The sequence below is a fragment of the Neobittarella massiliensis (ex Bilen et al. 2018) genome, from assembly GCF_900289145.1.
In the GTDB taxonomy this organism is placed as follows: domain Bacteria; phylum Bacillota; class Clostridia; order Oscillospirales; family Ruminococcaceae; genus Neobittarella; species Neobittarella massiliensis.
The window spans coordinates 306,936-330,348 of record NZ_OKQO01000004.1; the positions used below are offsets into that span (position 1 = coordinate 306,936).

General features: G+C 57.2%; 25 protein-coding genes. 19 read left to right on the plus strand and 6 right to left on the minus strand.

Features of this window, described 5'->3' with window-relative positions:
* Positions 1–110: 110 nt before the first annotated feature.
* Positions 111–437 (minus strand): winged helix-turn-helix transcriptional regulator, encoded by a 327-nt coding sequence (locus tag C6Y32_RS07410; protein WP_105204660.1) that lies wholly within the window; start codon positions 435–437, stop codon positions 111–113.
* 281 nt (positions 438–718) lie between these two features.
* On the opposite strand from C6Y32_RS07410, the gene acgA reads away from it, so the two are divergent.
* The 4 genes from acgA (at position 719) to C6Y32_RS07430 (ending at position 3,272) form a co-directional block, all read left to right on the plus strand.
* The gene (gene acgA / locus C6Y32_RS07415; RefSeq protein WP_105204661.1) at positions 719–934 is read left to right on the plus strand and encodes an ACGX-repeat peptide; all 216 of its coding nucleotides are present in this window, start codon (positions 719–721) and stop codon (positions 932–934) included.
* Positions 935–1,032: 98 nt separating this feature from the next.
* Positions 1,033–2,064 carry a radical SAM/SPASM domain protein, ACGX system gene (gene acgM, locus C6Y32_RS07420; RefSeq protein ID WP_105204662.1) on the plus strand — a complete coding sequence of 344 codons (1,032 nt, stop codon included), beginning with the start codon at positions 1,033–1,035 and terminating at the stop codon, positions 2,062–2,064.
* Positions 2,065–2,068: 4 nt separating this feature from the next.
* Positions 2,069–2,647: a nitroreductase family protein gene (locus C6Y32_RS07425; protein WP_105204663.1), complete on the plus strand. Its 579-nt coding sequence runs from the start codon at positions 2,069–2,071 to the stop codon at positions 2,645–2,647.
* A 10-nt stretch (positions 2,648–2,657) separates the two neighbouring features.
* Positions 2,658–3,272, plus strand: coding sequence for a 4Fe-4S binding protein (locus C6Y32_RS07430; protein ID WP_105204664.1), 615 nt, complete (start codon positions 2,658–2,660; stop codon positions 3,270–3,272).
* A 273-nt stretch (positions 3,273–3,545) separates the two neighbouring features.
* Here the strand turns inward: C6Y32_RS07430 and C6Y32_RS07435 are convergent, their stop codons facing one another.
* Together C6Y32_RS07435 and C6Y32_RS07440 are read right to left on the minus strand one after the other, a co-directional pair.
* Positions 3,546–4,433: a MerR family transcriptional regulator gene (locus C6Y32_RS07435; RefSeq protein ID WP_105204665.1), complete on the minus strand. Its 888-nt coding sequence runs from the start codon at positions 4,431–4,433 to the stop codon at positions 3,546–3,548.
* A gap of 206 nt (positions 4,434–4,639) precedes the next feature.
* A complete protein-coding gene (locus tag C6Y32_RS07440) occupies positions 4,640–5,158 on the minus strand; it encodes an acetolactate decarboxylase (protein WP_164998178.1) in 519 nt (172 codons plus the stop codon).
* Here C6Y32_RS07440 and C6Y32_RS07445 point away from each other — a divergent pair.
* The 4 genes from C6Y32_RS07445 to C6Y32_RS07460 all read left to right on the plus strand — a co-directional run bounded on the left by C6Y32_RS07445 (position 5,127) and on the right by C6Y32_RS07460 (position 6,649).
* On the plus strand, positions 5,127–5,378 hold the full coding sequence (locus C6Y32_RS07445; RefSeq protein ID WP_129589410.1) for a hypothetical protein: 252 nt from the start codon (positions 5,127–5,129) through the stop codon (positions 5,376–5,378). The genes C6Y32_RS07440 and C6Y32_RS07445 overlap by 32 nt on opposite strands.
* A gap of 7 nt (positions 5,379–5,385) precedes the next feature.
* Positions 5,386–5,943, plus strand: a complete 558-nt coding sequence (locus C6Y32_RS07450) for a PucR family transcriptional regulator (protein WP_105204668.1) — start codon at positions 5,386–5,388, stop codon at positions 5,941–5,943.
* 124 nt (positions 5,944–6,067) lie between these two features.
* Positions 6,068–6,244 (plus strand): DUF4250 domain-containing protein, encoded by a 177-nt coding sequence (locus C6Y32_RS07455; protein ID WP_105204669.1) that lies wholly within the window; start codon positions 6,068–6,070, stop codon positions 6,242–6,244.
* Between the two features lie 57 nt (positions 6,245–6,301).
* A complete protein-coding gene (locus tag C6Y32_RS07460) occupies positions 6,302–6,649 on the plus strand; it encodes a nucleotide pyrophosphohydrolase (protein ID WP_105204670.1) in 348 nt (115 codons plus the stop codon).
* 463 nt (positions 6,650–7,112) lie between these two features.
* Here C6Y32_RS07460 and C6Y32_RS07465 read toward each other — a convergent pair whose 3' ends face one another.
* On the minus strand, positions 7,113–7,811 hold the full coding sequence (locus tag C6Y32_RS07465) for a helix-turn-helix transcriptional regulator (RefSeq protein WP_105204671.1): 699 nt from the start codon (positions 7,809–7,811) through the stop codon (positions 7,113–7,115).
* A 187-nt stretch (positions 7,812–7,998) separates the two neighbouring features.
* Between C6Y32_RS07465 and C6Y32_RS07470 the strand changes: the two genes are divergently transcribed.
* The 8 genes from C6Y32_RS07470 to C6Y32_RS07505 all read left to right on the plus strand — a co-directional run bounded on the left by C6Y32_RS07470 (position 7,999) and on the right by C6Y32_RS07505 (position 16,503).
* Positions 7,999–8,760 carry a nucleotide-binding protein gene (locus tag C6Y32_RS07470; protein WP_105204672.1) on the plus strand — a complete coding sequence of 254 codons (762 nt, stop codon included), beginning with the start codon at positions 7,999–8,001 and terminating at the stop codon, positions 8,758–8,760.
* 48 nt (positions 8,761–8,808) lie between these two features.
* A complete protein-coding gene (locus C6Y32_RS07475; RefSeq protein ID WP_105204673.1) occupies positions 8,809–9,822 on the plus strand; it encodes an ABC transporter substrate-binding protein in 1,014 nt (337 codons plus the stop codon).
* A gap of 34 nt (positions 9,823–9,856) precedes the next feature.
* A complete protein-coding gene (locus tag C6Y32_RS07480) occupies positions 9,857–10,885 on the plus strand; it encodes a FecCD family ABC transporter permease (protein WP_105204674.1) in 1,029 nt (342 codons plus the stop codon).
* Positions 10,875–11,654, plus strand: a complete 780-nt coding sequence (locus C6Y32_RS07485; protein WP_105204675.1) for an ABC transporter ATP-binding protein — start codon at positions 10,875–10,877, stop codon at positions 11,652–11,654. The genes C6Y32_RS07480 and C6Y32_RS07485 overlap by 11 nt, the downstream gene beginning before the upstream one ends.
* A gap of 24 nt (positions 11,655–11,678) precedes the next feature.
* Entirely contained in the window at positions 11,679–12,977 is a 1,299-nt protein-coding gene (locus C6Y32_RS07490; protein ID WP_129589411.1) for a nitrogenase component 1, read from the plus strand.
* Positions 12,974–14,212, plus strand: a complete 1,239-nt coding sequence (locus C6Y32_RS07495) for a nitrogenase component 1 (RefSeq protein WP_105204677.1) — start codon at positions 12,974–12,976, stop codon at positions 14,210–14,212. Before C6Y32_RS07490 ends, C6Y32_RS07495 begins: the two co-directional genes overlap by 4 nt.
* Before the next feature lie 4 nt (positions 14,213–14,216).
* Positions 14,217–14,714, plus strand: a complete 498-nt coding sequence (locus C6Y32_RS07500) for a flavodoxin family protein (protein ID WP_164998179.1) — start codon at positions 14,217–14,219, stop codon at positions 14,712–14,714.
* 520 nt (positions 14,715–15,234) lie between these two features.
* The gene (locus C6Y32_RS07505) at positions 15,235–16,503 is read left to right on the plus strand and encodes a GGDEF domain-containing protein (protein ID WP_105204679.1); all 1,269 of its coding nucleotides are present in this window, start codon (positions 15,235–15,237) and stop codon (positions 16,501–16,503) included.
* A gap of 194 nt (positions 16,504–16,697) precedes the next feature.
* On the opposite strand, the gene C6Y32_RS07510 is transcribed toward C6Y32_RS07505, so the two are convergent.
* On the minus strand, positions 16,698–17,381 hold the full coding sequence (locus C6Y32_RS07510) for a lipase family protein (protein WP_164998180.1): 684 nt from the start codon (positions 17,379–17,381) through the stop codon (positions 16,698–16,700).
* A 224-nt stretch (positions 17,382–17,605) separates the two neighbouring features.
* Between C6Y32_RS07510 and C6Y32_RS07515 the strand changes: the two genes are divergently transcribed.
* Positions 17,606–18,565, plus strand: a complete 960-nt coding sequence (locus C6Y32_RS07515) for an L-lactate dehydrogenase (protein ID WP_105204681.1) — start codon at positions 17,606–17,608, stop codon at positions 18,563–18,565.
* Positions 18,566–18,922: 357 nt separating this feature from the next.
* Complete coding sequence (locus tag C6Y32_RS07520; protein WP_105204682.1) at positions 18,923–20,302, plus strand: glycine--tRNA ligase; 1,380 nt, start codon at positions 18,923–18,925, stop codon at positions 20,300–20,302.
* 71 nt (positions 20,303–20,373) lie between these two features.
* Here C6Y32_RS07520 and C6Y32_RS07525 read toward each other — a convergent pair whose 3' ends face one another.
* Entirely contained in the window at positions 20,374–21,591 is a 1,218-nt protein-coding gene (locus C6Y32_RS07525; protein WP_105204683.1) for an RNA polymerase sigma factor, read from the minus strand.
* A 510-nt stretch (positions 21,592–22,101) separates the two neighbouring features.
* Between C6Y32_RS07525 and C6Y32_RS07530 the strand changes: the two genes are divergently transcribed.
* The coding region (locus C6Y32_RS07530) for a hypothetical protein (RefSeq protein WP_129589412.1) at positions 22,102–23,413 on the plus strand (1,312 nt) is incomplete at its 3' end.

Consider the following 23,413-nt stretch of genomic DNA (forward strand, 5'->3'; position numbering starts at 1 on the left):
TTTATATAATAGCCCCGATAAGATGTGCATCAACACAGAATTTTGGTAGCAAAAAGCAGCGCCAATGTGCTCTATTTTAAAGAGCTTTGGCGCTGTTTTTACGAGTTTTTCTATTTGGCGCTTTTTTGATAATTGAGTCCCCATATCTCCATAGCTTTTATAATGGGACGCATGGATTCCCCCAATTCGCTCAGGGCGTATTCTACCCGGGGTGGCACTTCGGGATAGGCGGTGCGGGTGACGATCCCGTCGTCTTCCATCGAGCGCAAGCTGTCGGTCAGCACCTTCTGACTGATACCCTCCAGATCCTTGCGTAGCTCGTTGAATCGCCACGGCCGAGCGAGCAGATTTCTGATGATCAGCAGTTTCCATTTGCTGCCGATCATCTGTACGGTGGTCGCAACGGGGCATGCAGGCATCTCTGCTTTGGTCAGCACAATGAATACCTCCTTAAATAGCTGTTAGATCAAAATATAATGTTACATGCCTATTATACGATACTACTCTATTTGCGTGTAAGCAGTATTGTAAAATTTTTTAATACCGCTTATATTTTTGACCTCTATAAGCCCGAGGCGGCGCAAAAGTCACCTCAAGGTAACTGTGTTATAAAAAAGTGCGTACTTGTGACCGAAAAATAAAATCGTACAATTAGAATTACAGAGAGCAAAACAGCAACAGCAACAGCACTCTGAATACAAAAGTGGAGGTCACAGTTATGGCACTCTCAAACATCTTTGGATGGAACGAAAAAGAAACGGTATCTTCCGCCTGCGGTGCAGCAGATAGGCCGGAGGAAAGTCCCGCCGCCTGCGGTACCGCCTGTGGCGCCGGCGACAGACCTGCCGAAGCACCTGCCGCCTGTGGCGCGGCGGACAAGCCGGAAGAAAAGCCCACTGCCTGTGGGGCGGCTTGCGGCGCTGGCGACAAGTAGCTTGTTCCATCGACCCGTTCCCGGTGTATATCTTCGCCGGGAACTCAGAATTGCAAATCGGCCTGTCCGATCTTATATAAAGTGAGGATGCATCAAGTATGAAACAGTATTTTGCCTTTCAGTGGCACATCACCGATGCCTGCGACCAGCGCTGTAAACACTGCTATATCTTTTCAGAGGACACCCGCAAAGAGCCAGAGGCTATGAGCTGGCGGCAAATGCAGGACACGTTTTACAACTGCCTCGACTTTTGCAGAGTCTACGACCGGCTCCCGTACTTTTATCTCACGGGCGGCGATCCGATCCTGCACCCAGATTTTTGGAAGCTGCTGGCACTGATAAAGGAACACGATATCCCATTTACCATCCTCGGCAACCCGTTCCACTTGACCGATGCAGTTTGTCAAAAACTGCGAGAATACGGTTGCCAGAAATATCAACTCTCCATCGACGGCATGCGCCAGACCCACGATTGGTTCCGCAAGCCCGGTTCTTTCGACTGTACGCTCGAAAAGATCGCCTGCATTAAAAAAGCGGGTATGCGCGCGGTGATCATGACGACTGTATCGGGGACGAACATCAGCGAGGTGCCCGACATAATCGATACGGTCGTAGCGGCGGGGGCAGACATCTTCGCCTTTGCCCGCTACTGCCCTACAAGCGAGGAAAAAGACACAGGCATGACCCCGCAGCAGTACCGGCAATTACTCGATACCTGCTACAAAAAGTTCCAGGCCTACGAAGCTGCCGGCTGCACGACTTATTTTAACAAAAAGGACCACCTCTGGACCCTCTATGAATACGAAAGAGGCATCTTTCAGATCCCAGAGGGTGCCGGGGAAAAGGTGATCTACGGCGGTTGTAACTGTGGCAACTGCCATATGACCATCCTGCCGACAGGGGAGATCTACGCCTGCCGCCGCGTGCAAAGCAGCAAAGTCGGCAATGTGTTTGAAGATCGACTCGCCGACGTGTGGATCTGTCAGATGGAGACCTACCGCGACTACACCAGGTTTGAAAAATGTTCTAGGTGTGAGCTGCTGCGCTTTTGCCGGGGCTGCCCCGCCGTAGCCAGCGGACAAAACGGAAATTTTTATGCCGCCGACCCCCAGTGCTGGAAGGAGGTTTAAATAGGTGCAACTGTTTGAACTGATGAGGTATCGCCGCTCTATCCGCAAGTATAAAGACCAGCAGATCGCACGATGCGACCTGGAAAAGATCATCGAGGCCGGCCTGTATGCGCCCAGCGCCGGCGGTGGCCAGCGCGCCGCGATTATCGCCCTTCGCAATCAGGCTCTCTGTCAAAAAGTCGGGCAGCTCAATATCGCCAGATTCGACCGGCAGCAGCTGGCCGGCTCTTACGTCTCTTCCGAGCAGCCGAGTATCATCGATGACCCCTCCCTCAAAAGTGGATTTTACGGTGCACCGACCGTCTGCATGGTCCTGTGCCCAAAAAACTTTTTATACAGTATCCCCGACGCATTTTGCTGTGCAGAAAACATGGTGTTGGCGGCGACAGAGCTGGGCATCTCCTCCTGTATCGTAGCTCGGGGAGAAGATACCTTTGCCGGTGAGGCCGGTGCTGCGCTCTTGCGGGAGTGGAAAGTACCCGACAGCTATGTTGTGCGGTGCTTTGTTCTGCTCGGTTACTGTGCGGGAGCCTATCCCGCCGCCAAGCCCCGAAAAGACGGGCGCAGCCTTATCATCGAGTGAGGTGGATCTTATGGACGCACAGACCTGTTTAGAAAAATTGCGATACGTGGGAGTACTCAATTTTGCTACGGTGGGGCTGGATGGAACGCCGCAGGTGCGGTGTATAAGCGCCATCCACTATACACCGGACACGCTTTACTTTTTCACTGCGCGGGGCAAAGAGTTCTGCCGTGAATTGCTGCGCGATGGGCGGGTGCAGATACTGGCTTTTACCCGTTACAAGGAGATGATCCGCATCTCTGCCAAGGCGGTACCGGTCCCCCGGGCCGAGCAGAAAAAATATATTGATAGGATCTTTGCCGAGCAGCCCTATCTCTCAAATGTCTATCCCGGCGACACGAGAAAGATCGGGGTCGTATTTGCCGCTGGCGACCTGCAGATCGAATATTTCGATCTCGGTGTGCGCCCGATCTTTCGGGCGTGTTATACAATCGGCAGCGGTAAACGCAAGCTGCGGGGCTACCGGATAACAGACCGCTGTATCCGCTGTGGAAAATGTCTGCGCGTCTGCCCACAGCAGTGCATCCAGACGGGAGCTCCCTACCACATCCAACAGGCGCACTGTCTGCACTGCGGCAGTTGCTTTGAAAATTGTCCGGTCCAGGCAGTAGAGCGGAGAACTTGATGAGATCTGCGCACAGTATTGCCGGTAAGTCCGCTAAGGCGTCTTGCCGGTGTTGTCGGCGGTAAATTCGGGCGTTGCTTTCACTGCACGTCAGCGGGGCTGAAGTATCGCGCTCTCAACAAAAAAGGTCCTATCCCGATTGGGATAGGACCTTTTTTGTAATGGTTCAGTACGGGTATCTATCGGTTTTAAATGCCTGGTGGGTCAGACCTCAGACGGCAACCGGGTAATTTCAGCGTATCGTGTGCGAGACGATCTGCGCTTTCTCCCCGATCAGGCCGGGCCATGTACTGTTTTTTGATGATCAAAATAGTATTGGGCCGTCTCGCCGATAAAGTGGGAGGCTCCTTGACCATATTTTTTATCTATCGCTGCGATGAGCTTGTCGTTATACAGGTAGGCGTCGATCACCATCTGCCAGCTCTCGGTGGCCTGCAGCGCAGAGATGCTGCTGTCGCCCGTCAGCCCAACGATGCGCGCTATGATGCCCTGCACTTCCGGGTCGCTTGCATCGCGGGTGAGGTCGGCTACCAGCTCCAGCATATAGCGCTGATTTTCTTCCACTTTGCCTTCCTGCTGTAACGTGTCTAACGCCTGCATGTGCTCAGAAAAGTGGTCCATCTGCTCTCTCATAGCAGTTACATAGTTCTCGACACTGCCGTAATAGCGGATGGCATTTTGGGCAATATTGGGCCCGTGTTCCCGGCAGCGCCTTATCAGCTCGTCAAAATGCTCCTCGCTGCCCCAATAGGTGGCGATGACTGTGTGGTGCGTCTGTTTAAAGTCCTCCAGGGCCTGTATATAGCCACCTATATCAAAAGCCTCAAAATCCATGCAATTCTCTCCTCTCTCCAGCCGGTCCAGCAGCTGTAGCAGGCGGTCCAGCCGATCTCGTTTGGCGGTCAAAAGTGCTTTTTGCCGCTGAAAAGTCTCCTGCCTGCTAAAGCCGGGGTCGGTCATGATGCGCGCGATCTCTTTTAGGGGAAAATCGAGTTCCTTAAAGAACAGGATCTGCTGTAGGGCAGCCAGCGCCTTTTCATCGTATAATCGGTAGCCCGCCGCAGTCAGTGCAGTTGGGTGCAGGAGACCGATCTCGTCGTAGTACTGCAGGGTGCGCACGCTGACGCCGGTCAGTGCGGCAATTTCGCTGATGGTCTTCATCTCTCATCGCCCTCTTTCCTCTCTTCGCTGGATGGATATACGTTTGCCGGCAACTGCTTTACCATCTACTGCTATCCTACCCTATCACGCAGCGTAAGAGTCAAGGGGCATAGACGTTTTTTTGCAAAAAATCGCAGCGAGATTAAAAACCGCCCCACCGGTATACAGCAGGGCGGTTTTTGTCACGGATACAGTAGGCTGGTCAGTCAGCCCTCGACAGCGGCAGTTTTAGCGCTGAGATCCTCGCACAGGTCGAGCCCGGCAAATTCGCGGTTTTGGGGCAGCAGGAGCTCAAAATCGTGCAGCGCATTGATCTGGTATATCAGTGTATCGGCGCTCAGCCCCAGGATATGGCCGCCTTTTTGCTTGTCGCCACTTAGAAAATGGAAGTGCCAGCCCGGCAGGTTGATGCCTTCTACATATGCGGGGCAAAATACGGCGATAATACTGCCGGACACATTTTCATAGCGGAATTCCCGCTGCTGGCCGGCCGCCTCCCAGAGCGTGGGATAAGGTTTTTCACACACAAAGCAGCTGCGCACGTACATGGTGCGAAAGTTTCCGCGAACTTTGAGTATGTAAAACAGGTTGGGGTTAGCCGCCACTGCGGGCGCCAGCTTCTCCCGCAGTACATCCAGCGACGGTATATCGTGCAGCTGTTGAATAGGTGCCTGGCTGTCAGAGCGCGATACGGTGCCAAAAGCCACCCCGTCCTCTGGCTGCATTACCATCACCTTGCCGCCAAAGACCTTTGAGCAGCTGCAGGCGATCCTGGCCAAGCAGCTATACTTCGAAGCCAGCCGCGGCGGGGTGATGTTCTCCACCGCCGAAGAGGTGCTCACCCACCTTCTGGACGACAAGTTTTCCAGCGAGGTGTTTTTTAAAGCACAGGCCGCCACCTACCTCGCCGACTATCGGCCTCAGCGCCCACCCCTTCCTCTATAGGGGATCGGTGCTACTGTTTCTCAACGACGGCCACGACCTGACCCAGTTTGATGATCTGGCCCGGCAATTTCACCTGCGGGTCGTTGTTTCCGACGTGCTTGACCGGCTGTATCACCTGCCCCGGTACTACCGTGCGGCAGACGAGGTGATGCAGTATTTGCGGGCGCATACCGCCGGCAGCTGGGTCGCGCGGGTCGAGCAGTTTCACGACCTGATGCTGCGTCAACTGCAGGGAAGAACTGATCTCATCCACCCCCAGATCCGGGCACTGTTCGATTACGACCACCAGTACCACACGCAGTACTGCCGCACACTGTACACCTACTGTATCAGCCACCACTCGGTAAAGCAGACCTGTGCCCAGCTCTTTACCCACCGCAATACGGTCCTCTACCGCCTGCGCAAGATGAAAGAGGAATTCGATCTGCCGCTGGACGACCCATCCCAGGCGTTGGCTCTGCTGCTGTCAGCGGCGCTGGTACTGCTCTGGGATCATCAGGACCAGCTGTTTGTGCGGGGCTTTCAGCTGGCCCCGTCGCCCGCAGCCGGTGCGCGGCAGTCATAATACCCCTGTATCATAGATAAACGGGGTTTGCCGGCGCGATCAGAAATGTGGTACAATGCGGGCATACGCGAAAATAGTACCGTGGATGACACATGTCATCCACGGGTCATATAGGAGAGATCATATGCCCATCCCCAGTGATCCATTTTTACTGTTGAGTTTTTTGAACACCAAGCTGCGCGACTGCTACACCAGCCTGGATGCACTGTGCGACGATCTGCAGGCCGACCGCGCCGCACTCGAAAAAAAGATGGCCGCTATTGGCTATACCTATCTGCCGGCACTCAATCAGTTTCGCTGATATAGGGTCGCTGTGTCCGCAAAAAGCACACCCGAAAGATGTAAAAGGAGAGACAGGATGAAAAACGACCAGACAACCACGGTGGCCCAACTCAGACAGCAGATCCAGCAATTTTCAGATGCGCGGGGCTGGCGCAAAGAGCAAAACGCCAAAGATCTGGTTATGGCCCTCACCGTAGAGGCCGCCGAGTTGGCCGAGATCTTTATGTGGAGACACTCCGACGCAGCCGATGATGTCAGACAGGACGCCCGCGAGTTTGAGCACCTGCAAGAGGAACTGGCAGATGTGTTTTGGTATCTCTGCCGCATATGCCAGCATTTTGATATTGACCTGACCCAGGCAGTGGCCGACAAAGCGATGAAGAACGCCGTCAAATACCCGGCCAAGACCGGCCGGGATCGGTAACACCGCAGGAACTTTTGCAGTGCAAACTGGCATGTCTGCCAAATCTCCGGCCACGCCGGCCCTGTAAAGGGGCGGTCTTGGCCAGCCGCTATACCTGGTCAGTCGCCCCAGCGCGCGGGTGTCCACGGCAGCAGGGGCAACGGCTGTGGTTTTGGTGTGGTGGGTAAACAGCCCGACACTAGAATAGACCGCTTGTTTTGGCGGTGAGCGGTCATCTGACCACTGTGTGTGCGCAGGGGTTCTTGGCTGCGGCCCAAGCGCTGTGTGGCACTGTGAGCAGGGTTAAAAGTTAAACTGCTGTCCGCTGTCGACAGCTGCCCGGCGAAAAAGCAGGACCGGCTATCTAATATAGATAGCCGGTCCTGCTTTTTTGATCGTCAGGCGCAGTCGGGGCAGGCCCACTCTACCCCGGAGAATTTACCACTTATTTACCGCTTTTGCCGCCTGCAAATAAGTCTCCGTCTCAGGCATAGTCGCGGCGGTCATCGGTGGGCAGCTGGGCCATAGCTGTTCGGTAACGGCTGGGCGATAACCCAAACTGCCGGGTAAACACGGTAGAAAAGTAGGCCGAGGAGTAAAAGCCACAGGCCTGCCCTACATCGTGGATAGACATGCGCGTAGAAAGCAGCAGCTTTTTGGCCCGCTGCATCCGCTGACGGGTCACATAGGTGGTAAAAGACATGCCGGTGTAGCTGGTAAACAGCTCCGACAGATAGGTCTTACTGATAAATACCCGCGCGGCCACCTCCTCCAGGCGCAGCGGCTTATCCAGATTCCAGTCGATGTAGGCTTTGGCGCGGGTGATGTAGTTGCCCCGGCAGCTGTCACAGCGCAACTCGCTGCAATAGGCCTCTAATATCTGCTCGGCCAGGTCGAAGAACTGCTGCCGAGTGTGGCACTTGTGCATCAGCTTGCTGTTTTCAAAACAGCACTGGTGCAGCGACAAGCTGGTGCGGTAGAGGATAAAGTTATAGAGACTGCGGTTCATAGAGGTCAAAAAGACCATCATCGACTCCCACGACGGCCGTTCGCTCTCAAACAGGCACTGCGACTGTTCTTCCAGTACCAGACGGGCCTGTATCAGGTCCCGGTGCAACACGGCATCACACAACAGCTGAAAGTTGTAAAATGCCTCGGGGTACATCTGTTGAGTCTCTTTCATAGACGGGTCCTCCCTGCTAAATTGCAAAAGCTGCCTAATATTTTGAAAGACATGAAAGTTTTCTGTGTGGTATACTTTAGCACGCAGTTAGCTATCGCTAACCACATCGTAACATGTTTTCCATCTTCTGTAAAGCGGATTTTCACTGCTTTCATCCAATTTTACAGCAAAAAAGGGAGGTCAAAATTTGGAGCATATCATACAGCGCAAGATCGCCATTTACGGCAAAGGCGGTATCGGTAAATCCACCACAACATCGAACCTATCGGCGGCACTGGCTGGTAAGGGGTACCGGGTCATGCAGATCGGATGCGATCCCAAGGCCGACTCTACCAAAAATCTGATGGGCGGCCAGCGCATTCCCACCGTATTAGAGCAGATCCGTCAAAAAGGTGATGCCATCAAACTGGAGGACATCGTTTTTACCGGGTTTGGCGGTGTGCTGTGCGTCGAGTCTGGCGGCCCCACCCCCGGGGTGGGCTGCGCCGGACGGGGTATCATTTCCGCCTTTGAGCAGCTCGAAAGCCTCGACGCTTTCGCGGTGTATCGTCCCGATATCGTCATTTACGACGTGCTGGGCGATGTGGTCTGTGGCGGGTTTGCCATGCCCATCCGCGGTGGCTATGCCCGCGAGGTGTACATCGTCTCCTCCGGCGAGATGATGAGCCTGTACGCCGCCAACAATATTGCCACCGCCATTCGCGGCTTTGGCAAGCGGGGCTACGCCAAGCTGCAGGGCCTTATCCTCAACGCCAAAAACATCGAAAACGAGCGCCAGATCGTCGATCGGGCCGTGCAGGAGATAGATACCCGTGTCATCCAATACATTCCCCGCTCACCCGATATCCAGAGCGCAGAGGCTCGGGGAGGCACAGTGTTCGAGACGCTGGAGAGTTCTCCTATGCAGGCCGTATACAGTGAGCTGGCCGAAAAGATCTTATCGGCCTAATATAATCCAGCCGGCTCTGAACCGGCCCACCGAAAGGAAGGAATACCGATGAAACTGAAAAAGATCGCCGCCGCGGCCCTGGCTGCCGTGTTGGCCCTGTCTATGGCCGGCTGTGCCGGCGACGACGCCAAACAGACCGCATCTTCCGGCACTGCCGACAAGCAGAAATTCACCCTCGAGTACCCCGCCCACATGCAGGAGCTGGGCTACACCGATAAGATCGAGCTCGAAAAGGCCCCCGAGCGCATCGTGTGCACCACCACCTATCCGGTGATGACGCTGTACGATATGGATGTCGAGATGATCGCCGTGCCCCAGACCTCGGTACTGGATTACCCCGCTGATCTCGAGGCCCAGCAGCTGCCGTCGCTGAGTATGGAGAGCTTTAACGCCGAGAGCATCGTCGAGCTGGAGCCAGATCTGGTGATCATGGCCGCCGCCAGCAAGCAGGATTACGGCGATACGCTGTCCAGTCTGGGCATCCCGGTCTACTATATGGCCACCAACTCCCAGACCTACAGCATCTACGACGTGGTGCGCGAGCAGAGCCAAGCCTTGGTCGACGCCTTCACCATGGACGACGCCTCCGCGGCCAAGGCCAAGGAGGTCATGGCTCAGTTTGACGATCTCGATAAGCGGGTGGAGGAGATGCAGAAGATCTGTGCCGGAAAATCGGTGCTGATGCTGCTGGCCGGCGGCCCCACCTCCATGTACCTGCAGACCGAAAAAGGAACGCTGGGCTGCATGGCGGCCATGTGTGGGCTGGAGAGCGTGTACCAAAACGATCAGGCCGCTTCCATGATCCCGCTGGATATGGAAAAGGCGCTGGAATACGATCCCGACGTGGTGCTTATTACCGGTATGGGTACCTCCGAGGATGTAGAGACGCTGATGAAAGGCGTTTACGAGCTCAACCCCGACTACTGGAACAGTATTCCCGCCATTAAAAATGGAAACGTCATCTACCTGCCGGGCAACTACGTCTCGACCGCGGGTATCAACATCATCCAGAATATTGAAGACTTGGCCGATATTTTAGAGGACTACTATGCCCAAAAGTAGCCGGCCACGCCCGCTACCGGAAAGGAACATACCCATGACAGCAAAAAAACACGGTAAAAATCAGGGTGGTGTCCAGCTGCTGCGGGTGGGAGTGGTGTGGACGGTGCTGGTGGCGGTACTGGTGGTGCTCAGCATCACCGCCATCGCCATCGGCAGCGCGGGCTACTCATTTCGCGCGGTGCTCGGGGCCATCTTTTCCAGCGAGCGCAGCACCACCCGTACAGTAGTACTCAACCTGCGTCTGCCCCGAGTCATATTGGCCCTGCTCATCGGCGGGGCGCTGTCGGCGGCCGGTGCGCTGTTGCAGGCCGTCATGCGCAACCCTCTGGCCGACCCCGGTACCATCGGCGTCTCGGCCGGTGCCGGTACCGCTGCCATCACGGTGCTGCTCATCTTCCCCAATCTCACGCTCTCTCTGCCCTTGTTTGCCTTTGTGGGCGCCGCGCTGGCCTGCGTGCTCATCTATGCGCTGGCCTGGAAAGGCGGCGTCGACCCGGTGCGCATCATTCTCTCGGGCGTGGCCATCAATTCAGTGCTGGGCGGCTATAACTCGCTGCTGCAGCTTATGAACAGCGACAATCTCTCCGGGGTATTGGCCTTTATGAACGGCAGTCTGTCCGGCATGTCTTGGGTGCACGTGCGTACCATGGCGGTGTATGCGCTGGTGGGCCTGGCTCTGGCGCTTCTGTGTATCCGCCACGCCAACGCGCTGCAGTTGGGGGACGAGATGGCCAAAAATTTGGGGATCCGCGTCAATGCCAGTCGGGTGTGTCTGTCGGCCGTATCGGCATTTTTGGCCGCCTCCACCGTATCGGTGGCCGGCATGATCGGCTTTGTCGGTTTGGTCGTGCCGCATATCTCGCGCATGCTGGTGGGCTCTGACTACAAGGTGCTCATGCCCACCAGCATCTTGTTGGGCGGCTCGATCCTGCTCTTTGCCGACACGGTGGGGCGCACCATCATCCCCGGGATGGAGATCCCGGTGGGCATCGTCATGGCGGTGTCCGGCGGGCCGTTTTTCCTCTACATGCTCAGAAAGCGGGGTAAATTTAATGGAAGTTAGCGCCGAGCGCTTACAGATCGGATACGGGGACTGCGTGGTGGTCAAAGACCTCGATATCCACATCGGTCGACACGAGGTCACCAGTATCATCGGGCCCAACGGCTCGGGCAAATCCACGGTACTCAAGGCTCTCACCCGGCTGCTCAAATACCAGCGCGGTACCGTCTGCATCGACGGGCGGGACCTGCAGGATTTTGGACCCAAAGAGTTGGCCCGCCGCATCGGTGTGTTGCCGCAGATGCATTCGGCTCCGGCTGATTTTCGCGTAAAAGAGCTCGTCAGTTATGGCCGTATGCCACACCAGGGCTTTTTTGCCCGCAAGTCGCCCGAAGATGAACGCATTATCGAAAGCGCCATGCGCGCTACCGGTACCTACCACCTGCGCGATAAATCTATCCACGAGATATCCGGCGGCGAGACTCAGCGCGTCTGGATCGCCACCGTGCTCACCCAGCAGCCCGAGATCCTGTTTTTAGACGAGCCCACCACCTATTTAGATATCTCTCATCAGCTCGACACGATGCGTATGGTGCGCCGTCTCAACCGAGAGACTGGCGTAGGGGTGGTGATGGTGCTGCACGATCTGTCGCACGCACTGGAAGTCAGCGACCACATCGTGGTGATCAAAGATGGAAAAAAGTACAGCGAAGGCACCCCCAGCGAGGTCATCACCAGCAAAATGTTGCGCGAGGTCTACGGTGTGGGCGGCGAGATCATCCATATCGAGGGGCGGCAAAAACCGCTCATCGCCTTTGCCGAGCTCGCCTAGCGCAGAGTTAAAGGAGGAATTATATTGAACGGACAGGACCTTGTTTCGCGCATGAAGCGGTTGAGTCAGGTCACCGACATAAAAGAGGTCACGCAGCTCAGCAGCGCTATATTCCCCGGGCCCCACTGCCCGCTCATGGGCGCCATGATGGCGGTGCGCGGCATCAAAGACAGCGTGCTGCTGGTAGTGGGTACCGACGAGTGCACCTACTACACCAAAAACACCACCATCAGCGGCAGCTCGTTCGGCGGCCTCGACGGGCGCTGTCTCTCGGTGGTGCTCGACAGCCACGACGTCACTTTTGGGTGCCGGGAAAAGCTGTACCGGGCCTTTGCCGAGCTGATGGAGGAGTACGCCCCCAAAGCGGTGTTCGTGGTCACCACCTGCGTAGTAGAAGTCATTGGCGACGATGTCGACTCGATGGCCCAACAGCTGGGCGAGCAGTACGGCATCCCGGTCATGGCGGTGCACACCGAGCACTTTAAGACCGAGAACCACCTGCCCGGAGTACAGGATACTATCACCGCCTGCTTTGCCATGATGCGCCCACAGCCGGTGGGACAGACGGTCAATGTCATTGGCCAACGCCTGGGCGATTTCACTACCACCGAGCTCTACCGCGTGCTGCAGCAGGCCGGTGTGCCCATGGGGATGATGCTGCCCAGCGGCACCACCGTGGCCGAGATCGAGCGGGCCGCAGCGGCCCGGGTAAATCTGGTAGTCAACCCCATCGGTCTGCCGCTGGCCAAAAAAATGCAGCGGGCGTTTGGCACCCCCTATGTGCTGTTCGACAAGTATATCGACCCTGCACGCATCTACCGGCTATACGCCCAGTTGTTTGGCTATCTGCAGCTGCCCCTGCCGGCCGAGGTCGAAGACCTATACCGCCAGGCCTGCCGGGCAGTGGCCGGTGCCTCTGCCCACCTAGCGGGCGTCACCTACATCTACGGCAACACGCCGGTAGAGTGTTTTGAGCTTAACGCCTTTATGGTCAAACTGGGTATGCGGCCGCTGCTCATCCAGACCAGCGCCATTCCCGGGGAAGAAGACCCTGCCCGGCAGACCATATTAAAGCAATGTGACCCCTATGTCACCAAAACTGCCAACATCGCCCCGCTGCAATACGTGTACGACGTGCTGCAGCCCCACCTGTATCTGGGGCACGAATACGCCGAACGGCTGCGCAAAAAAAAGATCGAGATCGCCCACACCGATGTACTGTCCCCCATGCTGGGGCTAGAGGTCACCATAGCCGGGGTACAGCAGCTGATCGATGCCAGCACCGCTGCCCGGCAGCTGCGTGAGGGGAGGGCCGCCGTATGAGTCTGTGCAGATATCTGCCGGTCCCGTCTGACCGCATGGCTGTCATGTGGACGCTGCTCACCGTGGGCGACGCGGTGGTGCTGGAATACGGCCCGGCGGGAACCACCCACTACTGCGTCAGTCTGTTTGGTGCCATGGGCATCTCGCCCGACCAGTCACTCTTTACCACGCACATGAGCGAAGACGATGTCATCATGGGCGATGTCCGGCGTCTGGAAGAGGCCATCGTCGAGCTGGATAAGGGGTATCGCCCCAAGGTGATCTTTGTCATCGCCTCGGCGGTCACCGCGGTCATCGGCACCGATCTGGTCGGCGTTTGTAATTACATGCAGCAGCAGGTCGATGCCCGCCTCATCGCACTGGAAAACGGCGGTTTCAAGGGGGATTATACCGTCGGTCTGCGCCAGGTCTATCGTCTGCTGGTCAAACAGCTGGCGGGGCAAAAGCAGGGGCTGCTGCCTGGCCGTTACAATGTGCTGGGCGCCTCGGCCAGCAGTTACCGCATCCGCTCCGACCTCAGGGAGATAGAGGACCTGCTCTCGCGCTCCTTTGGTCTTTCCCGTCACACGGCTCTGGGGGTAGATACCAGCTTACAACAGCTGGCGGCTATGGGCGGCGCCCAGCTGAACATCGTGCTGCGAGCCGAGGCGCTCCCGGCTGCCGAGTGGCTCAAACAGCAGTTTGGCACCCCTTATGTCTACGGCGTCCCGTACGGCTATCAGGGAACTGAACAATGGCTCGAGCAGATCGCTTCCGTTTTGGGGCGGCCTGCCGCCCGATCAGTGCGCGACCAGCTGGGCCAGCGACAGAGCCAGGCAGCTACTTTCCGCATGTATGCCACCATGTACCGCAACAGACCCCACCCCCCTGCTGCCGCCATCATCGGCGATTACGACCTGTTGCAGGGCCTGGCGGGCCTGTGCCGGGAGCTGGATATCTGCCCAGACCTGCTCATCTGCCCGCACACCTTAAGGGATATTACCGACTGCGACCCCATCGTTCGCCACTTTGCCACCGAAAAAGAGCAGATAACCGCCCTGCGCCAGCTGCAGTACCATCTGGTATTTGGCGACGATGTATCGCTGCATCTGTGCGACCGCACCAACACTGGCCTCTGTGTCAGCTTTCCGCTGGTCAGTCATGTGCAGATCGCCGAGCACCTGCCTCTCATGGGCATTCGCGGCACCGACTACATCCTCGAGACGATCGACCGCTATTATCAAGTATTGGAGTGATCGCATGAAAGTGGCTGTATTCTATTCCACCCGTACTGGCAACACCCGTCGTCTGGCGCAGGGCATAGCCGACGAGCTGTCCGCCTACGCCCCCGCCCTGATCGATCTGGCCCAGCTGCAGGGTCCACTGCCCGCCGCCGACTGCTACCTGGTGGGCTACTGGGTCGACCGGGGCCGCGCCGACGAGCGCGCCCAGCATTTTTTAAAACAGCTCACCGGCCAAAAAGTGGGCCTGTTTGGCACTTTGGGAGCATATCCTTACGGCCCGCACGCCCGGCATATCATGCAGGCGGCAGAGGACTGCTTGTCCGACAGTTGCCTGCTGATGGGGCACTTTCTCTGTCAGGGGCCGGTCGACCCAGATCTGCTGCAGCGCATGGCCGCCGATAAGCCGATCGCGCCCCAGGCGAAGACCCGCCATACTATCGCCGCCACACATCCCAACCAGACCGATATCCAGTACGCCGCCTCCCTGTTTAAAGAGCGGTTGCAGCACCAGTAGGGCTGCCCGCACCTTTCTCCTTCCATACAAAGACAGCTGCCCGCTGCAAATGTTGCGCAGGGGCAGCTGCCTTTTATCGTGGGCAGCGTTTTGGCCGTCGGCCGCACCAACAGCTGACCTGGCATGCGACACACGTCAAACGGCAATATGCCACAAGAACAAAGCGTTTTTTTGTGGGTAGTCATGTTTTGTCGAAAGGGGGCTATCTTTTCAGACGCTGATTAGACTATAATAAAAGTCGAAACGGCGGCCGAGATGGGGGAGAAAGGCACATATGGGCGCTCCTCTTATGCTGCTGGCTGGTCAAGCTTCAAAAAGTCGAGTACAGACCTTATGGCTCCTGCTCAAAACACAGGGGATCAGTTGCTCTCATGATCGGCGTCACCCGCTCGTTTATCTCCAGAACACCGTGTATACGGGCTGTCGGCGACCGGTATCTGTACAATAAAAATAGGCTGTGAAAAACGCTGTAGTGCAGGGGAGAAGACCGCACAGCGATGCTTTCTAAAAGAGGGCTTATATGAAACACAAAAAAGGGGCGCTCACCAGGTCGCTGCTGGCGCTCACCATCGCCCCACTGCTGGTTTTTGGCCTGGTGGTCACCATCGTCACCTCGCATCTCATCTACACTGGCCTGCGCGACGAGGTGCGGTACAGTCTCGACGTGCTGGTGCACGCCGCCTACCAGACCTATCAGCTCACCTACCCTGGTGATTTTGTGAGCGACGGCACCCGCGTCACCAAGGGAGGGCAGGACCTCTCTGCCCACGTGGAGCTGGTAGACCAGGTCAAAGCGGATACCGGCGCCGATGCGACGCTATTTTGGGGCGACAGGCGGTACCTCACCACCATCCGCGGGGCGGATGGGCAGCGGGCGGTGGGCACTCAGGCCGAGAAAGTGGTGTCCAGCACGGTCCTGCAGCAAAATAAAGACTATTTTTCCGACCGGGTGCTGGTCGATGGTACCGAGTATTTTGGCTACTACATGCCGGTACAAAACACCGACGGCGCCACTGTGGGCATGCTGTTCGTGGGGCGCCCCCGCACCCAGGTGATGCAGCGGATCGACCGCAACATCCTGTTGGTCTGTGTGTCGGCGGTGGGCATCCTCACCATTGCGGTGGCAGTGTCCGGCTACTACAGCAAAAAATTGCTCTATTCGCTGGATAAAACGGAGCAGTTTTTGGGCGAGATCGCCGGCGGCGACCTCACTGCCCGCATCGACCCCTATCTGCTCGACCGCAAAGACGAGATCGGCGAGATGGGCCGGTTTGCCGTAGTGCTGCAAAACTCCATCACCGATCTGGTAGGAAAAGATCCGCTCACCGGCCTGCACAACCGCCGCAGCTGCGACGTAGTGCTCGAGAGCCTCATGGCCGAAAATCACCGCAAGGGAAGCGTCTTTACTGCCGTCATGGGGGATATCGACCACTTCAAGTCGATAAACGACACCTTTGGCCACCAGGTGGGCGACCAGGTGTTGCGGCAGGTGGCCCAGCGGCTGACGGCGCATATCGAACATCTGGGCTTTGTATTTCGCTGGGGTGGGGAGGAGTTTTTGCTCATCTACGAGGATGCGGACTGCACCCAGACCTTAGAGCACCTGCGCCAGCTGCAACAGCAGGTGGCAGCCCCCATCTCCTGTGGCGGTCATCAGATATCGGTCACCATGACCTTTGGTCTCTCCTGCTGCACCGAGGGCAGTGCGGTGAACGAGATCATCAGCCGGGCCGACAAAAATCTCTATGTCGGCAAAAATCAGGGCCGTAACCAGATCGTATGGCAGTAAATACAAAACACAAAAGAGCTCCCGGCGGTCACCGCCGGGAGCTCTTTTGTGCCCACATGTACCTACTTATTTACAAATGGTCCTTGTAGTATAGCTGGCTATTTTCCCGGCAAAATACGGTACATCGGGCAGCCAGCCGGTATATAAAAACACCCACACGGTTTGCACCATCGCTCTCTGTGTGCGCTCGGCCGTCAAAGCAGCCACAGCCCATGGGCGGACAGAGCAGAGTGGCCGCTCGCCTGCAGCTTTTCCTCGTAGGCGGTCAGCTGTGCGATATAGCTCTCGGGCCGGTGGGCGTCAATAGGGCTGTACAGCCCTCGGCGGCCGATGTTCAGCACCCGGTGCACATGGCGAAAGCCAAATAGGACCGGTGGCACGTGGGTCACGATATCGCTCAGGTTGCGCACCGGGGTAAAGTGGACCCACCGGCGCCGCAGGTCCTGTCGCAGCCAAAAGCCCCAATATACCCGCGGACAGCCAAAACCGTAGCCGTAAAGTACCTCGCGCAGGTCCGGGCGCACCGCCCACACCCATTCGTGGGCCAAGGTGGCAATGGCCGCGCCGTGGCTGTAACCGATGAGCACGATCTTTTTTACAGCCGGATCGCGCACCTCGTGCTCGATGTGCGGTCGTATCGACTCCCACACCCGCAAAAAACCACGGTGGCAATACCAAAGCGCCCCACTGTCGCAGTGCAGCTTGGCGGGAAAGTCAAAATTGTTTACCCAGTCCTCTAGCCCGTTAGATTTTTCAAACATCAAATACAGCGTGCCACATTGGCGCTCGGTGGCGTAGCTGCCGGCGTTTTCCACCTGGTAGTATTTGGCGTACAGGCACTTTTCATAATAGTAGCGCAGCAGGTATTCGTCCTCCACAAAAATGCCCCCTCTCTGGCAGAGATATGCCGCCCGGCGCACCAGAGTCACAAGGCGCACACCATGTTTTTCCATTTCGTCGTACTTTTGTACAGAAATGCCCGCCTTCTCTTGCCAATCCGGCAGTAAATGGGGTATGCTAAAGCTGTAAAAACAAATAGACCGGCCCGGTGCAAACCGCTTTATTGCCCCGCGCCGGCCCATCCATAAAAAGGGGGCCAATAATGCGAAACGATATTCGAAAAGTGGCGTTGGTCGGCACCGGCATGGTGGGCATGAGCTACGCCTATGCCCTGCTCAACCAGGCAGTGTGCGATGAGCTGGTGCTCATCGACTTAGACAAAAAGCGCGCCATGGGCGAGGCGATGGACCTCAATCATGGTCTGGCCTTCTCCGGCTCCAACATGAAGATCTATGCCGGCGAGTACCGCGACTGTGCCGACGCCGACATCGTCGCCATCTGTGCCGGTGTGGCCCAAAAGCCGGGCGAGACCCGGCTGGACCTGCTCCAGCGTAACACCGAGGTGTTCCGCTCAGTCGTCGATCCGGTCATCGAGTCGGGCTTTGGCGGCATCTTTTTGGTGGCTACCAACCCGGTCGATATCATGACCCGCATCACCCACAAGCTGTCGGGCTTTCCCGCCGGCCGGGTACTCGGTACCGGCACCGCGCTGGATACCGCCCGTCTGCGCTACCTGCTGGGCGACTATTTCGAGGCCGACGCCCGCAATGTCCACGCCTATGTCATGGGCGAGCACGGCGATACTGAATTCGTGCCCTACAGTCAGGCCATGCTGGCCACCAAGCCCATCCTCGATATCTGCAGCGAGTCATCCGGCCGCTACAAGCTGTCCGATCTCGACGACATCACCGAGGAGGTGCGCACCGCCGCCTACAAGATCATCGACGCCAAACGCGCCACCTACTACGGCATCGGCATGGCCATGACCCGTATCACCAAGGCCATCTTTGGCAACGAGAACAGCGTGCTCACCGTGTCTGCCCGGCTCAACGGCCAGTACGGTGCCTCCGACGTGTTCGTGGGCGTGCCCTGCTTTATCAATCGGGGCGGTGTCAAAAAGGTGCTCACTTTAAATCTGCTGCCCGAGGAGCTGGAAAAACTACAGGCCTCCTGCCAAACGCTGCAGCAGTCCTACGATCAGATCAAAGTCACCCATTTTTAGATATAGGTATAGCCGTTTAAAAAGCCGACCCGTGCGGGAAGTATAGCCGCCGAAAGGTCGGCTTTTTTGCTGCCTGTACGGCGGTGCTGTCCGCTGCCGGGCATACAGTGTGCATCCACTGTGCGCCGGCCGGTGACAGCGCGCGGTGGCGGGCGCTATGTGGCCTCTGCAGCGCTTGACTTTGTCGCGGGGGGATACTACAATACTCATATCGCGCGCTCTACCGCCGGCCCCCGCCGCGGCGAGCACCTGCCCCGCCTGTAGCTGCCCGCAAATCGGGCGGTCGGTGCGGGTAGCAGCGGCAGATAAGGCCGCCGGCAGCCGGTCGGCGGCACTTAAAATTTTGGAGGTTTCGCAATGCTTGCAAACAGTGAAAAGACCATGGACAAAGTCGTAGCGCTCTGTAAAAACCGCGGTTTCGTGTATCCGGGTTCCGAGATCTACGGCGGTCTCGCCAACACCTGGGACTACGGCCCGCTGGGCGTCGAGTTCAAAAACAACGTCAAGCGCGCCTGGTGGAAAAAGTTCGTGCAGGAGTGCCCCTACAACGTGGGGCTGGATTCAGCCATCCTCATGAATCCGCAGACCTGGGTGGCCTCTGGCCATGTGGGCGGTTTTTCCGACCCGCTGATGGATTGCAAGGACTGCAAGACCCGCCATCGCGCCGACCAGCTCATCGAGGACCAGACCGGTGTGGCCCCCAACGGCTGGAGCGACGAACAGATGTCCCAGTACATCAAAGAAAACGGTGTCTGCTGCCCCAACTGCGGCGGCAAAAACTTTACCGATATCCGCAAATTCAATCTCATGTTCAAGACCTTTCAGGGCGTGACCGAAGACGCCAAAAACGAGATCTATCTGCGGCCCGAGACCGCACAGGGCATCTTCGTCAACTTTGCCAACATCCAGCGCACCACCCGTAAAAAACTGCCTTTTGGCGTGGCGCAGGTGGGCAAATCCTTTAGAAACGAGATCACTCCCGGCAACTTCACCTTCCGCACCCGCGAGTTCGAGCAGATGGAGCTCGAGTTTTTCTGTGCCCCCGGCACCGACCTGGAGTGGTTTGCCTACTGGAAAGACACCTGCAAAAACTGGCTGCTGTCGCTGGGTATCAAAGAGGAGAACATCAAGCTGCGCGACCACGACCCCGAGGAGCTCTCCCACTATTCCAAAGGGACGACCGACATCGAGTTCATGTTCCCGTTTGGCTGGGGCGAGCTGTGGGGCATAGCCGACCGCACCGACTTCGACCTCACCCAGCACCAAAACACCTCCGGCAAGAGCCTGGAGTACTTCGACCAGCAGACCGGCGAGCGCTTTGTCCCCTACGTGGTCGAGCCCTCGCTGGGCGCCGACCGCGTGGCGCTGGCCTTCCTGTGCGAGGCCTACGACGAGGAGCAGCTCGACGAGAAAGATACCCGCATCGTCATGCACCTGCACCCGGCGCTGGCGCCGTTTAAGGCCGCCGTGCTGCCGCTGTCTAAAAAGCTCAGCGAGCCCGCCGGCGAGGTGTACGCCCAGCTGGCCAAAAAGTTTATGGTCGACTACGATGATGCCGGCTCTATCGGCAAGCGCTATCGCCGTCAGGACGAGATCGGCACGCCGTTTTGCATCACCTACGACTTCGAGTCGCAGGAGGACGGCTGTGTCACCGTACGCGACCGCGACACAATGGCCCAGGAGCGCATCGCTATCGCCGACCTGGATCGGTATATCGAGGAAAAGCTGGCTTTCTGATCTGGTCAGCTAAAAAGGCAGTCCCTTTAAGGGGCTGCCTTTTTATTGCGGAGGTCTAACCTAGCTGCCACTCACTGCACGGTCAGTAGTCCACTCACCCGATTGCCTGCCAGGTCGGTGGCTTCTAAACAGTAACTGCCCAGCGGCAGTGCCAGCAGTACAGTACCGCTGGCCGGGTCTGTTTGAGAGGAGAAAAATACGGTGCCGTCGTCACCGGTCGCCCGCACACTGGACCAGTCTACGCCGCTCCCACTGTCGGTCAGGCACACCGATACGTATCCTTCCTGCTGCCCCCAGCACACTATCTGGGGCGGCTCATCATCCAGGCCGGTCACCATTACCTGGCGGCTGGTCTTGTTGCCGGCGGCGGTGACCGCCGTTATGGTATAACAGCCGTTTTGGGTAGCTGTGACCACATAGCTGCCGTCCTGCTGTGACATGGGCAGGTGCTGGCCCTCTGTTGTCACATATACCTGCCGGATCTGCGGCCCCTGCACCCGGGCGGTGATACTGGCGGTGGTGGGGGTGAATACCTGACACTGTGCCCCGGTAATGCGCGGTGGGAGCAGCGCGCCGATACTCGCTGCTCCCACCGCTGCCACCGCGCAGGCCGCCAAGGCGGTGCGTGCCTTTATCCCGGTCTTAGCTTGGCCGCCACCCAGCCCAATTGCCGCCGCGTCTTGCTGCAGTGCGGCCTGTAGGCAGATACCCAGTGGAAATATTGCCGGGAAAAAGTCGCCCATCTCGGCGCGCAGTTGGCGCTTGGCGTTTTTTAGGTCCCGCAAAACGGTATTCCTCGAAACGGACAGGATCTCAGCAATCTCATTTATCCTGCAATTATTAAAGTAGCGCAGCAAAATTGCAGCCCGCTGACGGTCGGGCAGTGCCTCCAGCGCGGCGTATAGCTGGCGGTCCCGCTCTTTTCGTTGCAAGCTCAGTTCCGGCTGACTCTGTTCCTCGCTGCTCTCTAACCCCTCCAGGTCCGCATCCTGCACAGTGGCATCCCGCTGCCGCTGCCACCAGCGCTTTTTGTTTTGGCAGACAAAGTAGGTGGTGTGATTTAAATAGACCACCACCGAGCGCCCGCTCTCGATCTGCGGCAATTTGCGGTACAGGTTTAAGTACACCTCCTGCACCGCCTCGTCGGCGGCGTCGGCATCTTTTAAGTAGCCCAGCGCCAGATAGCGCTGGGCGCTGCTGGTGGCGCGGTACAGCTGTTCAAAGGCGGTGCTGTCGCCACCCTGGGCCCGCTGTACCAGCTTTTCCAGCTCTTTGTGTGTAAGCGTCATTCCACCACCCTATCTGACAAAATTTTCTGTTTTTCGCCTTGAGTATAACATGATTTGACAGGGGGGACAACGGAAAAAGCACCCAGGACGAATTTTTGTCCGCTGCCTGGTGCTTTTTGCGCAAGTGAAACACCTACTGATTATAAGGACGCTTTAGGGAGAGAGCGCCCAAAAATTGAAATGGAGTGAAAAGTCATGAGACAGCTTACAAAAAATATAAGAGCGGCGGGCCGCCGCCTGTTGGCGCTGGTGCTGGCTGCAGCCTTGTGTGCGGCCTGCCTGCCAATAATCCTTTTGCCCGTCGCCGCCGAGGGGGAGGAGGAAGATACCAGCAGCGAGTTTGTGGGCAGTTTTGACTTGCGCGAGATTTTTAGCGGATCACCGATGGCTATGAGCGAGAATGATTTGCTGCTCAGCCAACCATCTTTAAAGGATAGGTGGGTTACGCCTGAGTGGGGCCCAACTTATTGGTCAAATACGACAAGTGTTGGAAGTACACGGCAGGTATCTATGCAGGCAGACTGGCAATTTTCTACCGATTTTACGCTGGATAAAAAGACTGCTGCTATCTGTATGGCGCGCTATACTATTTCTGGAGAAAAGGGAGGTATTGCTATAGATGCAGACGACAATGAATTTGTAATACATCACTGGGATGGTAGCAAATACGATAAAGTCTATGCGAAAATCTCTCTTTCCAGCAGTGACGTGAGCGGCACCCACGTATTTGTCTTGAGTTACCGTGCAGATACAAAAACACTTACGGCTACTTTTAACGGGAAATCTGTCTCTACGACTGCCGCTGCATGTCCCTATATCAATGGAGATAAAGTATCCGTAGGTATTTCTGGCCTAACACATTGGCTCAAAACATCTGACACCCCCCAGGGCAGCATAAAGGCCCACTTTAACGAGGCGCGCTACACCCAGTACCAGCCGGAGTTTATCGAGACCGTCGTGGTGACCCAGGCCGAAGCTGGCAGCTGGCAGCCCATGAGCCCTGAGGAACTTAAAAAGGTTAAAGACGGCGACATCATCACCATTCAGGCCAAGGTCACCAACAACTACAAAGACCCCAATAGTGGCACCGGCACCGCCAACGCGGTGCCGGTACACCTGAAACTGTCGGACAAGGAGAAGTACACCACCGCCGGCCTGAATTTTGACGACACGAGCTGGGGGGGAGAGAGCCAGCAGGTACAGGTGCAGTACGCCGGCCAGGCGGCCCAGACTATACCAAACGCCAACATCACCGGGAACGGTATCCCTTTTTCCTGTAAGGCCGGCGACACCATCGTCACCTACCGGGCCAAGGTAGTAAACCCCGACGGGCTGGCGGTGTCGGTGGGGCAGATGATGGAGGACGACTTCTTCCTCTCTAAACAGTACTCTGGCACCGAACTGGTGCCCGAGCAGCCGCTCATTCCCTACGACCCTGCCGCCCCGGAAGAAGAACAGCAGGAGCCGGGCAAGGACTACCACTACATCCGCACCCCGGCCAACGAAAACGGCTGGAACAACGGGGACGTGAAGATCGAGTTCTGCCCCGGCGACTTCGACCGGTTCGGCATCACCGACAGGCAAAATACCGGCGACAAGGTGCTGCTGGACGAGACGAACAAGGTCCAGCAGTACACCGATGAGCTCTCCGGCAAGCCGGTGTATCTGCAGGCCGAGAGCTCCAAAGAAAACGCCGTATCGGTAAAAAAAGAAGACGAGATCAAGATCGATAAGACCGCCCCCGGTCTTGCCGCCGCCAGCACCGACCTCACCCTCACCGACAGTCTCTCCGGCGTGTGGAAACTGCAGAAGAAGACGGCCC

Excerpts from the sequence above, each read along its gene's own strand:
- acgA (WP_105204661.1), top strand. The coding sequence starts at position 719 with ATGGCACTCTCAAACATCTTTGGATGGAACGAAAAAGAAACGGTATCT.
- acgM (WP_105204662.1), top strand. The coding sequence starts at position 1,033 with ATGAAACAGTATTTTGCCTTTCAGTGGCACATCACCGATGCCTGCGAC.
- C6Y32_RS07430 (WP_105204664.1), top strand. The coding sequence starts at position 2,658 with ATGGACGCACAGACCTGTTTAGAAAAATTGCGATACGTGGGAGTACTC.
- C6Y32_RS07435 (WP_105204665.1), bottom strand. The coding sequence starts at position 4,433 with ATGAAGACCATCAGCGAAATTGCCGCACTGACCGGCGTCAGCGTGCGC.
- C6Y32_RS07440 (WP_164998178.1), bottom strand. The coding sequence starts at position 5,158 with ATGCAGCCAGAGGACGGGGTGGCTTTTGGCACCGTATCGCGCTCTGAC.
- C6Y32_RS07455 (WP_105204669.1), top strand. The coding sequence starts at position 6,068 with ATGCCCATCCCCAGTGATCCATTTTTACTGTTGAGTTTTTTGAACACC.
- C6Y32_RS07460 (WP_105204670.1), top strand. The coding sequence starts at position 6,302 with ATGAAAAACGACCAGACAACCACGGTGGCCCAACTCAGACAGCAGATC.
- C6Y32_RS07465 (WP_105204671.1), bottom strand. The coding sequence starts at position 7,811 with ATGAAAGAGACTCAACAGATGTACCCCGAGGCATTTTACAACTTTCAG.
- C6Y32_RS07475 (WP_105204673.1), top strand. The coding sequence starts at position 8,809 with ATGAAACTGAAAAAGATCGCCGCCGCGGCCCTGGCTGCCGTGTTGGCC.
- C6Y32_RS07480 (WP_105204674.1), top strand. The coding sequence starts at position 9,857 with ATGACAGCAAAAAAACACGGTAAAAATCAGGGTGGTGTCCAGCTGCTG.
- C6Y32_RS07485 (WP_105204675.1), top strand. The coding sequence starts at position 10,875 with ATGGAAGTTAGCGCCGAGCGCTTACAGATCGGATACGGGGACTGCGTG.
- C6Y32_RS07495 (WP_105204677.1), top strand. The coding sequence starts at position 12,974 with ATGAGTCTGTGCAGATATCTGCCGGTCCCGTCTGACCGCATGGCTGTC.
- C6Y32_RS07500 (WP_164998179.1), top strand. The coding sequence starts at position 14,217 with ATGAAAGTGGCTGTATTCTATTCCACCCGTACTGGCAACACCCGTCGT.
- C6Y32_RS07505 (WP_105204679.1), top strand. The coding sequence starts at position 15,235 with ATGAAACACAAAAAAGGGGCGCTCACCAGGTCGCTGCTGGCGCTCACC.
- C6Y32_RS07515 (WP_105204681.1), top strand. The coding sequence starts at position 17,606 with ATGCGAAACGATATTCGAAAAGTGGCGTTGGTCGGCACCGGCATGGTG.
- C6Y32_RS07520 (WP_105204682.1), top strand. The coding sequence starts at position 18,923 with ATGCTTGCAAACAGTGAAAAGACCATGGACAAAGTCGTAGCGCTCTGT.
- C6Y32_RS07525 (WP_105204683.1), bottom strand. The coding sequence starts at position 21,591 with ATGACGCTTACACACAAAGAGCTGGAAAAGCTGGTACAGCGGGCCCAG.